General features: G+C 64.2%; 12 protein-coding genes and 1 pseudogene. 7 read left to right on the top strand and 6 right to left on the bottom strand.

Features of this window, described 5'->3' with window-relative positions; translation table 11 throughout:
- Nucleotides 1-33: 33 nt before the first annotated feature.
- The 6 genes and pseudogenes from gyrB to dnaA all read right to left on the bottom strand — a co-directional run bounded on the left by gyrB (nucleotide 34) and on the right by dnaA (nucleotide 8,276).
- Entirely contained in the window at nucleotides 34-2,061 is a 2,028-nt protein-coding gene (gyrB, locus tag AC3WTE_RS08265; RefSeq protein WP_492436878.1) for a DNA topoisomerase (ATP-hydrolyzing) subunit B, read from the bottom strand.
- 219 nt (nucleotides 2,062-2,280) lie between these two features.
- Nucleotides 2,281-2,889 carry a DUF721 family protein gene (locus tag AC3WTE_RS08260; protein WP_492436877.1) on the bottom strand — a complete coding sequence of 203 codons (609 nt, stop codon included), beginning with the start codon at nucleotides 2,887-2,889 and terminating at the stop codon, nucleotides 2,281-2,283.
- A complete protein-coding gene (gene recF / locus AC3WTE_RS08255; protein WP_492436876.1) occupies nucleotides 2,886-4,049 on the bottom strand; it encodes a DNA replication/repair protein RecF in 1,164 nt (387 codons plus the stop codon). The genes AC3WTE_RS08260 and recF overlap by 4 nt, the downstream gene beginning before the upstream one ends.
- A pseudogene (gene gnd / locus AC3WTE_RS08250) lies at nucleotides 4,050-4,958 on the bottom strand (phosphogluconate dehydrogenase (NAD(+)-dependent, decarboxylating)); the annotation flags it as partial.
- Nucleotides 4,959-4,971: 13 nt separating this feature from the next.
- Nucleotides 4,972-6,162, bottom strand: a complete 1,191-nt coding sequence (gene dnaN, locus AC3WTE_RS08245) for a DNA polymerase III subunit beta (protein WP_492436875.1) — start codon at nucleotides 6,160-6,162, stop codon at nucleotides 4,972-4,974.
- 644 nt (nucleotides 6,163-6,806) lie between these two features.
- A complete protein-coding gene (dnaA, locus tag AC3WTE_RS08240; protein WP_492436873.1) occupies nucleotides 6,807-8,276 on the bottom strand; it encodes a chromosomal replication initiator protein DnaA in 1,470 nt (489 codons plus the stop codon).
- A gap of 597 nt (nucleotides 8,277-8,873) precedes the next feature.
- On the opposite strand from dnaA, the gene rpmH reads away from it, so the two are divergent.
- The 7 genes from rpmH to AC3WTE_RS08205 all read left to right on the top strand — a co-directional run bounded on the left by rpmH (nucleotide 8,874) and on the right by AC3WTE_RS08205 (nucleotide 13,128).
- A complete protein-coding gene (gene rpmH / locus AC3WTE_RS08235; RefSeq protein WP_162460742.1) occupies nucleotides 8,874-9,017 on the top strand; it encodes a 50S ribosomal protein L34 in 144 nt (47 codons plus the stop codon).
- Between the two features lie 22 nt (nucleotides 9,018-9,039).
- Nucleotides 9,040-9,417 carry a ribonuclease P protein component gene (rnpA, locus tag AC3WTE_RS08230; RefSeq protein WP_492436871.1) on the top strand — a complete coding sequence of 126 codons (378 nt, stop codon included), beginning with the start codon at nucleotides 9,040-9,042 and terminating at the stop codon, nucleotides 9,415-9,417.
- Nucleotides 9,414-9,689 (top strand): membrane protein insertion efficiency factor YidD, encoded by a 276-nt coding sequence (gene yidD, locus AC3WTE_RS08225; protein WP_492436869.1) that lies wholly within the window; start codon nucleotides 9,414-9,416, stop codon nucleotides 9,687-9,689. The genes rnpA and yidD overlap by 4 nt, the downstream gene beginning before the upstream one ends.
- The gene (gene yidC / locus AC3WTE_RS08220; protein ID WP_492436868.1) at nucleotides 9,679-10,746 is read left to right on the top strand and encodes a membrane protein insertase YidC; all 1,068 of its coding nucleotides are present in this window, start codon (nucleotides 9,679-9,681) and stop codon (nucleotides 10,744-10,746) included. The genes yidD and yidC overlap by 11 nt, the downstream gene beginning before the upstream one ends.
- A 58-nt stretch (nucleotides 10,747-10,804) precedes the next feature.
- On the top strand, nucleotides 10,805-11,359 hold the full coding sequence (locus AC3WTE_RS08215) for a Jag family protein (RefSeq protein WP_492436867.1): 555 nt from the start codon (nucleotides 10,805-10,807) through the stop codon (nucleotides 11,357-11,359).
- 66 nt (nucleotides 11,360-11,425) lie between these two features.
- Nucleotides 11,426-12,109, top strand: coding sequence for a 16S rRNA (guanine(527)-N(7))-methyltransferase RsmG (gene rsmG, locus AC3WTE_RS08210; protein WP_492436866.1), 684 nt, complete (start codon nucleotides 11,426-11,428; stop codon nucleotides 12,107-12,109).
- Between the two features lie 149 nt (nucleotides 12,110-12,258).
- Entirely contained in the window at nucleotides 12,259-13,128 is an 870-nt protein-coding gene (locus AC3WTE_RS08205; protein WP_459370556.1) for a ParA family protein, read from the top strand.
- Nucleotide 13,129: the final 1 nt, after the last annotated feature.

Genomic DNA, 13,129 nt, shown 5'->3' with positions numbered 1-13,129 from the left:
CCAGGCTCACCGTGTTCCGGTGCGGGGTGACCGCTAAACATCAAGGAAGCGGACGTCTTTCGCGTTGCGGGTGATGAAGCTGCGCCGGGCCTCGACGTCCTCGCCCATCAGGATCGAGAACAGTTCGTCGGCCGCCGCGGCATCATCGAGGGTGACCTGGCGCAGCACACGGACGGACGGATCCATGGTGGTCTCCCACAGCTCCTTGGCGTCCATCTCGCCCAGACCCTTGTACCGCTGGATGCCGTCGTCGGTGTTGATTCGCTTGCCCGCCGCCTTACCGGCTTCGAGCAGACCATCGCGCTCGCGGTCCGAGTAGGCGAATTCCGGCTCGCTGCGCTGCCATTTCAGTTTGTACAGCGGCGGCTGAGCCAGGAAGATGTGGCCGTTTTCCACCAGCGGCTTCATGAAGCGGAACAGCAGCGTCAGCAGCAGGGTCGAGATGTGCTGTCCGTCGACGTCGGCGTCGGCCATCAGCACGATCTTGTGATACCGCAGCTTCGACAGGTCGAACTCGTCGTGAATACCCGTGCCCAACGCGGTAATGATGGCCTGGACTTCGTTGTTCTTCAGCACGCGATCGATGCGGGCCTTCTCGACGTTGATGATCTTGCCGCGCAGCGGCAGGATCGCCTGGAACATCGAGTCGCGACCGCTCTTGGCCGAGCCACCGGCCGAGTCGCCCTCCACCACATACAGTTCGGACTTCGTCGGGTCGGTGGAGCGGCAGTCGGCCAGCTTGCCGGGCAGACCACCGATGTCGGTCGCGCTCTTACGGCGCACCAACTCACGTGCCTTGCGCGCGGCGAGGCGCGCCTGGGAGGACGAAACCGCTTTGTTGACAACAGTTTTGGCTTCGGCAGGGTTAGCCTCGAACCAGTGCGTCAGCTGCTCGTTGCAGATCTTCTGCACGAACGACTTGACCTCGGTGTTGCCCAGCTTGGTCTTGGTCTGGCCCTCGAACTGCGGCTGCCGGACCTTGACCGACACGACCGCCGCGAGACCCTCACGGATGTCGTCACCGGTGAGGTTGGCTTCCTTTTCCTTCAGCAGCTTCTTGTCGCGCGCGTACTTGTTGACCACCGTGGTCAGCGCCGCACGGAAGCCCTCTTCGTGCGTACCGCCCTCATGCGTGTTGATGGTGTTCGCGAAGGTGTGCACCGACTCCGAATACCCGGCGTTCCACTGCATGGCGATCTCGACCTCATGGCCGTCACCCTTGCCGGCGAAGTCGATGATGCTCTGCTGGATGGCGCTCTTGGTGCGGTTGATGTGCTTGACGAAGTCGACCAGACCGTCGGGGTAGTGGAAGGTCCGGTGCTTGACCTTCTGCGGACCCGCCGCCTCGGCGGCCTTTTCCTCAGCGGTCTTGGGCGCTTCGGCGTGATCGCTGACGACCTCGTCGACCACCGCGGCAGGGGTCACACGCTCGTCGGTCAGCTCGATGGTGAGGCCCTTGTTCAGGAAGGCCATTTCCTGCAGACGCCGGGCGATGGTCTCGAAGTCGTAGACCGTGGTCTCGAAGATGTTCGGATCGGCCCAGAACCGGATGGTCGAACCGGTCTTCTTGGACGGTTCGCCCTTACGCAGCGTGCCGGGGACCGATTTGTCATACGTCTGGTGCCATTCGAAGCCGTCTTTGTGGATGTCCGCCTCGAGCCGCGTCGACAGGGCGTTGACGACCGAGACGCCGACGCCGTGCAGACCACCGGACACCTGGTAGGCGCCTTCTTCGAACTTTCCACCGGCGTGCAGCACCGTCATGACCACATCGATGGTCGGGATACCGGTGGCATGCATGGCGACGGGAATACCGCGGCCGTCATCGGTGACCTGGACACCGCCGTCCTCCAGGATGCGGACGTCGACCTTGGTCGCGAAACCGGCCATCGCCTCGTCGACCGCGTTGTCCACAACTTCCCAGATCAGGTGGTGCAGACCGCGCTCGCCGGTCGACCCGATGTACATACCGGGACGCTTACGAACCGCTTCCAGACCTTCGAGGACCTTGATCGAATCGGCACCGTACTCAGCCGGCGCATCCTTCTTTTGGGCAGCCACGTCGGACGCGTCTCCTTGGGGTTCGCGGGGGCGGTGAGGACACCGCACTCAGATCTGTCGACAGTCTACCGGTAGCGACGGGCGGCACTGACTTTCTGACAGCGTTTTGACACGTCTGTTCGCGCCGTGCGGGGAATTTCTCGGGTCATGTCGCGTCCGGACGCTTCAGGGGCGTCATCTTCGACTCATCGGCGCGCTGAGCGACACCGCAAAACTGACTCAGCCGAAGGTGTCGCGCGGCCCGCGGGCGCCGTAGTTGCGCGGGCCCTTCTGCCACGTCGGGCCCGACGGACCCACGATCTTCAGCGACGTGACGACCCCGTCGCCGACGGAAGCCGCGATTTTGGCCAGAATCTGAGACTGCACCATCCGCAGCTGGGTCGCCCAAGCCGTGGATTCGGCCGTCACGGTCAGGATGCCCTCGCGCAGGGAGGTGGGGGAGGCGTGTTCCGCGATCTGGTCGCCGACCACCGTCGACCACTGGCCGAACACCGATCCTTCGGCCATCCGGCCGGACCAACCCCGGATGCGTGCCATGTCCATGGTCGCCGAGCCCAATAGCTGCGGGTCCCGGCGATCGGGCCCGGGTCCGGACCACGTGCGCCGACCGCCGCCACGACGGGCTTTCGAAACCGGCGCATTACGGCCCCGGCCGACATCTTTTCCTTGGCTGCGCGCCGCGCCGCGGGCTTCCTCCAGCGTACGGCGCACCAGGTCCATGCCCTTTAGATGCGCGAGATGCGCTGGCGGGAAAGCACTTTCGGGTACGTCGGGCTTCGCCGGATCAGCCGCGCGATCCGGTTCATTCGCTGGGCCAGCCTCGCTCACGCGTCCACCACCGAAATCCGCCCGCCGTCGTCGTCACGCATCACCACATTGACCCGGGTGCCGTCCCAGTCCTGAGGAATGTCGTCGGGCACCGCCGCGGTGACCAAAACCTGCTCCGCCGATTGTGCCACGTCGGCGAGCGCGCGGCGGCGTGCCGAATCGAGTTCGGCGAACACGTCATCGAGGAGAAGGACGGGATCGGTGCCGTCGGTCCGCAGCAGCTCGTATGCGCCGAGGCGCAGGGCCAGCGCCAACGACCACGATTCTCCGTGGCTGGCAAAACCTTTCGCGATCTGGTCACCGAGGCGTAGTTCAAGGTCGTCGCGGTGCGGCCCGACCAGGCAGACGCCGCGCTCGAGTTCCGCCGACCGACGACGGGTCAGTTCGTCGAGTAGTGCGGTCTGATATGCCGCGACGTCGACGGAGCCGGCGCCGGCCTGTTCTTCGACGGCCTCCACCGAACTGCGGTAGCGCACCGACGCCGGACGCGACGCGGGTGCCAGCAGGTGGTAGGCCTTGGTGATCTCCGGATGGAGCTCGTTGATCAGGCCGACGCGGGCGGCGATCAGCTCGGCGCCGTGGCTGGCCAGATGACCGTCCCAGACGTCGAGGGTTTCGAGCGCACCCGCGTCGCTCCCACGAAATCGGCTGGCGCCCGCAGATTTCAGCAGTGCGGTCCGCTGCCGGACCACTTTTTCGTAGTCCGCGCGGACCCCGCCCAACCGCGGCCGGCGGGTGCTGGCCAGTTCATCGAGGTAACGCCGGCGTTCGCCGGGATCCCCTCGCACCAACGACAAATCCTCGGGGGCGAACAACACCGCCCGAAGGGCGCCGAGAATTTCCCGGGCAGACCGGACGGGAGAGCGGTTCAGCCGAGCCTTGTTGGCGCGGCCGGCGGTGATGTCGAGATCCACCGCAAGTTCCCGGCCCTCGTTGACGACGATCGTGGAGACCACCGCACGGTCACACCCGGACCGGATCAGGGGTGCGTCCGAAGCGACCCTGTGGGAGCCGAGTGTCGCGGTGTACCACAGGGCCTCAACGATATTCGTCTTGCCGAATCCGTTCTGGCCGACGAACACGGTGCGGCCCGGCGCCAATTCCAGGTCGAGTCGCGGCCATGATCGAAAATCGGTCAGGGTGAGCTGTCGAACAAACACCTAGCCGGACTTACTGACCCTCTGTACCGCGTGGCCACCGAACTGGTTACGCAGTGCCGCAACGGCTTTCATGGTCGGCGAGTCATCCTGCCGGGACAGGAACCGCGCGAACAATGACGCCGCGATACCCGGCACCGGTACCCGCAACCGGATCGCTTCCTCGACGGTCCAGCGGCCCTCACCGGAATCCTCGGTGTAACCACTGATGTCTTCGAGCTTGGGATCTTCCTTGAGCGCCTTGGCCAGCAGCTGCTGCAGCCAGGACCGCACGACGGTGCCGTTGGTCCAGGCTTGATAGACCGCCTGCGGGTCTTTGATCAACGGTTCGGCGGCGAGCATTTCGTAACCCTCACCGTAGGCGGTCATCAACGCGTACTCGACTCCGTTGTGCACCATCTTGGCGAAGTGGCCGGCACCGACCGGGCCGGCGTGGACGAAGCCGTCGGCGAGATCTCCCTCGGGCCGCAGCGTGTCGAAGATCGGCATGGCGCGGGCGACGTCGTCGTCGCTGCCGCCGACCATCAGACCGTAGCCTTCGTGCAGACCCCAGACACCACCGGAAACACCGGCGTCGATGAAGCCGATTCCCTTGTCCGCCAAGAGCTTTGCATGGATACCGTCTTCGGTGTACCGCGAGTTGCCGCCGTCGATCACCAGGTCACCCGAGCTGAGCACCCCGGCGAGATCCTCGATGGTCTCGCGGGTGATCTCACCCGACGGCACCATGACCCACACCACGCGCGGCGCTTCCAGCTGCTCGGCGAGGGCGGCGAGCGACGGTACGTCGCTGACTTCTGGCCGCGGGTCGTACCCGATGACTTCGTGGCCGCCACCGCGCAGACGCTCGCGCATGTTGAAGCCCATTTTTCCGAGGCCGATCAACCCCAGCTGCATGTGTGCGTCCTCCGCTGTTCTGGTCCGGTCAGCCCGGTAGGCGCACCGGCATCAACAGGTACACGTAGTCGGTGTCCCCGGCGGGGAACGGTCCGGATCCCGAGTACTGATTCTCTCCGGCCGGACGCAATACCGCAGGCTTGCTGGGTGTCGTGAACCCGAACGTCACCCGATCGGCATGCAACGAACCCAGACCGTCGGTCAAATAGGTCGGGTTGAACGCGATGGTCAACGGTTCGCCGTAGAACTCCACGGGCAGGTCTTCCTCGGCACGACCGACGTCGTCCGCACCGGCCGACAGCCGCAGGATGTCGTCGGCGAACTCCATGCGGACCTGCGCGCCGCGATCGGCAACCAGCGCGACGCGCTTGATGGCTTCGGCCAGCTCGGCCACGCCGATGGTGGCAACCGCGGTGTGCTCGGCGGGCAGCAGCTGACGGAATTTCGGGAATTCCGCGTCGAGCAGGCGCGTGGTGGTGCGCTTGCCGTTGCTGCGGATACCCAGCATGCCGTCCTTGCCGACAGCCTGGCCGGCGCCCAGCGACAAGTGCACCTCGGTGCCGTCGGTGCCGGACTTGGCGGACTCGGCCAATGTCTTGGCCGGAACCAGCACGGCGGCTTCCAGATCCGGCACCGCCGAATTCCAGGTGAGTTCACGAACCGCGAGGCGGAATCGGTCGGTGGCGGCCAGCACGACCTTCTCGCCCGAGATCTCGACGCGGACACCCGTCAGCATGGGGAGGGTGTCGTCCCGACCGGCGGCGACGGCCACCTGACCGATGGCTTCGGCGAAGACGCTGGCGGGCACGATGCCGGTCTCGTCCGGCAGCGCCGGCAGCGCGGGGTAGTCCTCGACTGCCATGGTCGGCAGCGAGAAGCGGGCACTACCGCAGCTCAACGCCACGCGGGTGCCCTCCACGCTGAGCTCCACGGGCTTGGCCGGCAGCGCCCGGGTGATGTCCGAGAGCAGCTTGCCCGACACCAAAACGCTTCCGGGAGAGGAGATTTCAGCCGCGACACGCACCTCGGCGGATACCTCGTAGTCGTAGCCGGAGATGGTCAGACCGTCGTCGGAGCCGGTCAGCAGCACACCCGCAAGGACCGGGTTGAGGGGCCGGGACGGCAGGATCCGGGCCACCCAGGCCACGGCGTCGGCGAAGTCTTCCCGAACGAGACGGAACTTCAAATCGGTCAGACCCGCTGTCGTCGCCACGTCCATAGCGTCCCTTCGCTGTAACCCCACCACGCTTGTCTGCCGGATCCAGTCGACGCAGGTCGCATGGGCGCTGGGCGCGTGCGTTTGCATCGGCTTTGGTTCCGGCTATCGAAGAACACCGTAGAGCGTTCTGCGTGAAGTTGAAAGCTAAACGATCAGCCCGGACAGCCGGTGACGACCCCCGGAAACCCGTCGGGATCCGGCTGTCCACCGGGAGTTTCCCCAACGGACTGCTTTTAGAAGAAGATCTAGAGGGATCTAAAGGTATTAGTAATAGGGGCTGTGCACGCTGTGGATGGATCCACGGAGTTGCTGGTCGGGGGCTCACCGGCGGGATCTCGGGCTGTGAGCAGACTGTGCACGCGCCGTTAATCCAATCCGTGTATTTGTGGAGCGTTCCGGCCATGTGGATTGTTCTGAGCAAAATCCCACGGTTTATCCCATGTAGTCCACAGCGCTGTGCACACCCGAAACGTGTGACTAAAGGTGCTTGTGATGCCAAAGTTTTTTCTCACGATGCGGTCCGCCGAAGGGAAAATCGCCCTGGATCTCGTCGGATGCAGGTGAGATGAAGGGCACGCTTGTGCCGAAAAACAACACCGGCCCGCAGGCAGGATCGCCTGGGGCCGGTGTCGAAAAAGTCAGATTCAGTGCTTGGACCGTTGCCGGATCCGGGTGGTGAGTTCCTTGACGTGATCGAAAACCTCACGCCGCGAGGCCATTTCCTTCTTGATCTTGCGCTCGGCGTACATCACCGTGGTGTGGTCGCGCCCGAAGGCCTGGCCTATGCGCGGCAATGACAGGTCGGTGAGCTCCCGGCACAGATACATCGCGATCTGCCGGGAGAGGGCCACCGCGCGGGTCTTTCCGGGGCCGCGGAGTTCCTCCACGGTCGTCTCGAAGTACTCGGCGGTGGCGGCCATGATCGTCGCAATACTGATCTGGGTGGTGCCGGCGTCGGCGATGAGATCTCGCAGCACGATCTCGGCCAGAGACTTGTCGATCATCGTCTTGTTGAGCGACGCGAACGCCGTCACTCGGATCAACGCACCCTCGAGCTCTCGGATGTTGCGGTCGATGCGACTGGCGATGAGTTCCAGCACATCGTCCGGTACGTCCAGGCGATCCATCTGCGCCTTCTTGCGCAGGATCGCGATGCGCGTCTCCAGCTCGGGCGGTTGGACGTCGGTGATCAGACCCCATTCGAACCGGGTCCGCAACCGGTCTTCCAGCGTCGCAAGCTGTTTCGGCGGCCGGTCCGACGAGATGACGATCTGCTTGTTCGCGTTGTGCAGCGTGTTGAAGGTGTGGAAGAACTCTTCCTGAGTGCTTTCCTTGCCTTCGATGAACTGGATGTCGTCGACGAGCAGCACGTCGATGTCACGGAAGCTGCGTTTGAACGACGCGGTCCGGTCGTCACGCAACGAGTTGATGAAGTCGTTGGTGAACTGCTCGGTCGAGACGTACTTGACCCGCATGCCGGGGAAGAGCTTCTGCGCGTAATTACCGGCCGCGTGCAGCAGGTGCGTCTTGCCGAGACCGGATTCACCCCAGATGAACAGTGGGTTGTAAGCCCGGGCCGGTGCTTCGGCGATGGCCAATGTCGCGGCGTGCGCGAAGCGGTTGGATGCCCCGATGACAAAGGTGTCGAAGGTGTAGCGCCGGTTGAGGCTCAGATCGGCCGATTCGTCGGCGGGCGGCCGGTTGAAGTACCGGGGCCAGGTCTCTTCCGCGCTGGACAGCTCTTCGGCGTCGTCTTCCAGGTCATCGACGGCGGTGAGCGGTTCGGGCTCGGGTGCCTCCACGGATTCCGGTGGGGCCGGCCGGTCCTCGCTATCCGGGACTGCGATGCGAACGCCCAGGTCAACGCGCTGTCCGAGGTGTCGGCTCAACGAGGCGATGATCGGTTCGCGCAGGTGCCGTTCGATCTCGTTCTGGACGAACTGGGTCGGCACCGACAGCAACGCGAAACCTTCGGTGAGCACGAGCGGTTGCACCATGCGCAACCAGGCCCGTTGCTGGGCGGTCAGCGTGGTGGTGCCGCCGAGGTCGCCGTTGAGTTCGGCAACCACGCTCTTCCAGATGTCGGCGAACGATGCACTGGGGTTAGCGGTCAACGACTACTACCCCCTCGGAACCGCCTCTGACCGGCGGCTCAATAAAACGACGACAATCTGTCCACATAGTTATCCACAGACTGTGGACAAAGTAGGAGAATGCCGTCGTGCTCGTGTTTTGCATGCAGGAGACCCGCGCGCTGAGGCTCGTCACAGGAACGTCTGTGGGCTCGTAGCGTCGGGACCTCTCTGGCTTGTTGTCTTGCGCCGTCGTGCAACGGCATTGGCAGAAGCTAACAAGTTTTCCGTTCGTCCGCCAACCGTTCGGCAACATTGCTTCGAGGTTCTTGGGCGTGTCGGCTTGCCACGTGGCGAGTGGGACAACTGTGACGAGCGCAAGCTCGATCGGGCTTCGCTTCACGCTCGAACGGGTAACGGTTGCTGACGAGGAGGAGCGAGGTTTGACCGTGGGATTTCAGATCAGTACCCTCGAACAGTCGCCCCCACGTGGCGATACGGCTGCGACCGGTATCTGACCGGTACCGCGCCGGCTAGCAAGCAAGATGCGCGAGCTTACCAGCGACGACCGTGCCCACCGGCATGACTCGTTCATGTCGGTGGTGAGTACGGGCGTCACATAGTTGAGGAGATACAGCCGTGGCCAAGGGCAAGCGGACTTTCCAGCCGAACAACCGTCGTCGGGCCCGTGTGCACGGTTTCCGTCTGCGGATGCGGACCCGTGCCGGTCGCGCCATCGTTGCGGCTCGTCGCGGCAAGGGCCGTCGCTCTCTTACTGCGTGACCTGACGCAGGATCGAAGCACCGTGCTTCCGGCTCGTAACCGGATGACGCGCTCGATTGACTTTCGAGTCACCGTGAACCGCGGTGTCCGTTCGGCACAGCGGGATCTTGTGGTGCATTCATTGGCCCCGGGATCTGCCGCCGATGCCGGCTCACACGCCCACGATGCGCCGAAAGTCGGTCTCGTCGTTGGCAAATCCGTTGGTAATGCCGTGCAGCGACACCGCGTGTCCAGGCAGCTCCGTCACGCCAGCCGCGACTTGCTGTCCGAGTTACGGTCCGGCGAGCTACTGGTGATCAGGGCCTTGCCCGGTAGTCGCGGCACCGCCACCTCGAAGCTGCAGGACGAACTGCGGTTGGCCGTGCAGCGCGCCCACGCCAAATCCGGATCCCGGCCATGACCGCGCGGCTGGCCCGCGGGCTGATCTTTCTCATCGAGCTGTACCGCAACATGGTGTCTCCGATGCGTCTGCCCAGCTGCCGGTTCAGCCCCACCTGTAGTGAGTACGCCGTCGAGGCATTGACCGAGCATGGACTCTTCCGCGGTTGTTGGTTGACGACAGTCCGGCTGGTCAAGTGTGGTCCGTGGCATCACGGGGGATGGGACCCCATTCCCGAAAGACGGTCCGCGGCAACCGCCGCGCAGTCAAGGAGCGATTCGCTTGTCTTTTAACTGGTTCAGTCTGGACTACATCTATTACCCGGTGTCGGGCATCATGTGGCTCTGGTACAAGCTCTTCGGCGCCATCTTCGGTACGGAGAACTTCTTCGCGTGGGGCCTGTCGGTGATGTTCCTGGTGTTCAGCCTGCGCGCCCTCCTGTACAAGCCGTTCGTCCGTCAGATCGAGACCACCCGGCAGATGCAGGAACTGCAGCCCCAGATCAAGGAACTGCAGAAGAAGTACGGCAAGGACCGCCAGCGGCTGGCCCTCGAGATGCAGAAGCTGCAGAGCGAGCACGGTTTCAACCCTCTCCTGGGCTGTCTGCCGATGTTGGCCCAGATTCCGGTGTTCCTTGGCCTGTTCCACGTTCTGCGGTCGTTCAACCGCACTGACGGTGCCGGCATGGGCATCGGTGCCCAGGCGCTGTCCCTCGAACAGAACCGGACGACGGGCAACTATTTCTTCAGCGCCACTGACGTCAGCCACTTCCTGAACACAGACCTGTTCGGTGCTCCGTTGGGCGCCACCATGATTCAGCACGGTGAGAGCCTGAAAGCGTTCGCCCACTTCGACCGCATGTCGGTGATCCTGGTCGGCATTCCGCTGATGATCATCTCTGGCATCGCCACCCATATGAACAGCCGCGCCTCGGTGGCCCGGCAGAGCGTCGAAGCCCAGCAGAACCCGCAGACCCAGCTGATGAACAAGCTCGCGCTGTACGTGTTCCCGTTGGGCGTCGTGGTGTCCGGGCCGTTCCTGCCTATCGCCATTCTCATGTACTGGGTCGCCAACAACATCTGGACCTACGGTCAGCAGCATGTGGTGTTCAACCGGATTGAGAAGCGTGAGGCCGAGGAGAAAGAACAGGCGATCGCACGCCGTTCGGCCAATGCTCCTGCGCCCGGTGTGAAGCCGAACCGGTCCAAGAAGGGCAATCCGCCGGCCGCGGCGGTGACTACGGACACCGACGTCGAGGAGACCGGCACAGAGTCCGCGGGCACGACGGATTCCGGTTCTGCAGGGGCGAAGCCGGCCCCGGGCGCCAAGCCCAACAAGAAGAAGCGTTGACCGGCCAGAGGGTAAAGACCCTGAGCGAGGGCCGGTGCAAGAGGGAGAAGGCAGGGATATGACAGACACAGAAACGCAGGCGGAGGCGACGGAAACTCCAGAGGCCCCGACGACGGCTGCGGCCGCTCCGGCAAGCAAGGGCGAGGATCTGGAAGAGCGTCTGGTTGCCGAAGGCGAGATCGCCGGAGACTACCTCGAGGAGCTCCTCGATCTGCTGGACTTCGATGGTGACATCGATCTGGACGTCGAGGGCGACCGTGCGGTCGTCAGCATCGACGGCGGCGACGATCTGAGCAAGCTGGTGGGTCGCAAGGGTGAGGTGCTGGACGCGCTCCAGGAACTGACGCGGCTGGCCGTGCACCAGAAGACCGGCGAGCGTAGCCGGCTGATGCTGGACATCGCTCGGTGGCGCCGGCAGCGTCGTGACGAACTGGCCGCACTGGGCAAGAAGGTGGCTGAGCGGGTGCTGGCATCGGGCGAGCGCGAAGAGCTGTCGCCGATGACGCCCTTCGAGCGCAAGATCGTGCACGACGCCGTGGCGGTCGTGGACGGCGTCCATAGCGAGAGTGAGGGCGTTGAGCCGTCTCGCCGGGTGGTTGTTCTGCTCGATTGAGCATCTTAATTACATCGATGTTGTTCGTCGGCGGCGAGCTGGCGGGGAAAACGGAGGCTGTTTCACGTGAAACATGGTGAAGCTCCGTCCCCGCCGGCCGCCGCCGTCGATGTTTTTGGCGACCGTGCCGAACTGGCGCAGCGCTACGCGCAAATCCTTGCCGGCGACGGAATTGAACGTGGGCTGATCGGACCGTCGGAGGTCGGCCGGTTGTGGGATCGTCACGTGATGAATTGCGCCGCTATAGGTGAGTTGGTCTGCAGCGGTGAACGAATCGGCGATATCGGCAGTGGAGCCGGTCTTCCCGGCATCCCGCTGGCGCTCGCTCGGCCCGATGTTCACGTGGTTCTGATCGAGCCGCTGCTACGCCGGGCAGACTTCCTTCGCGAAGTGGTCGCCGAGCTCGGTATCGACGTGACTGTGATCCGCGGCCGAGCCGAGGAGCGGACCGTCCGAGCCGAGGCGGGGGAGTTGGACGTCGTCACCTCCCGGGCGGTGGCGGCCCTCGACAAGTTGGCCAAGTGGAGCCTGCCGCTCCTGAAAGTCGACGGCCGGATGCTGGCCCTCAAGGGGGAGCGCGCGGCCGACGAGGTCGTCGAACACCGTCGGGCACTCAACTCACTCGGTGCTGTGGACGTAAGGGTGGTGAAATGTGGCGTGAACTATTTGGCTCCGCCGGCAACCGTGGTCGTGGCCAAGCGCGGAGCCAAGCGCGCGGCGACCGGTCGACCGGTCAAGAACCGGCGATGAGATCGTCGGCCGGGGAGGGCAATGTGTCCCGGGCTTCGGAAGCGGCCGACCCGGCCGCCACATCAGGAAAGGCAGTGAGCGATGCCAGGGGCGAGCACAGCGACGAGAAAGCAGATGTTTCACGTGAAACGTGGACGACAAGCGTGACGATGGATACGCCGATCGGGGCGGAAGCCGAACGCGCGGTGCAGATAATTCACGGAGCCAAGGGACAGCAACTGCCACACCCGCAGCACCAGCGAGTGTTCACCATCGCCAACCAGAAGGGCGGCGTCGGCAAGACCACCACCGCGGTCAATATGGCTGCGGCGCTGGCGCTGCAGGGACTGAACGTTCTGGTCATCGATCTGGACCCTCAGGGCAACGCCAGCACCGCGCTGGGCATCGAGCACCGGCCGGGTACCGCGTCGTCGTATGAGGTGCTGATCGGCGAGATCACGCTCGAGAGCGCCCTGCAGCGCAGTCCGCACAACGAGCGTTTGTACTGCGTGCCGGCGACCATCGACCTGGCCGGTGCCGAGATCGAGTTGGTCAGCATGGTGGCACGTGAAACCCGGCTGCGGAATGCGCTTGCCACGCTCAAGGACCACAACTTCGATTACGTCTTCATAGACTGCCCGCCGTCGCTTGGTCTGCTGACCATCAACGCTCTCGTGGCAGCGCCTGAGGTGCTCATCCCGATCCAGTGCGAGTACTACGCACTGGAGGGGGTCGGCCAGCTGCTGCGCAATATCGAGATGGTCAAGGCGCACCTCAACCCCCAGCTCGACGTCACCACCGTGGTCCTCACCATGTACGACGGCCGCACCAAACTCGCCGACCAGGTCGCGATGGATGTTCGCGATCACTTTGGCGATAAGGTTTTGCGGACCGTCATCCCACGCAGCGTCAAGGTCTCCGAGGCGCCGGGGTACGGCATGACGATCCTGGATTACGACCCGGGATCACGTGGAGCAATGAGCTATTTGGACGCCAGCCGTGAACTCGCCCAACGCGGCGAGCCGGGAGTGAGGAAGTAAC

This window comes from Mycobacterium sp. FW102-FHT13B02, assembly GCF_058790275.1.
The sequence above is the reverse complement of the archived record's forward strand: the minus strand, read 5'-3'. Positions and strand labels throughout refer to the sequence as shown.

Coding starts and splice junctions, on each gene's coding strand:
- AC3WTE_RS08215 (WP_492436867.1), top strand. CDS start 10,805: ATGACAGACACAGAAACGCAGGCGGAGGCGACGGAAACTCCAGAGGCC.
- yidD (WP_492436869.1), top strand. CDS start 9,414: ATGACCGCGCGGCTGGCCCGCGGGCTGATCTTTCTCATCGAGCTGTAC.
- dnaN (WP_492436875.1), bottom strand. CDS start 6,162: ATGGACGTGGCGACGACAGCGGGTCTGACCGATTTGAAGTTCCGTCTC.
- AC3WTE_RS08205 (WP_459370556.1), top strand. CDS start 12,259: ATGGATACGCCGATCGGGGCGGAAGCCGAACGCGCGGTGCAGATAATT.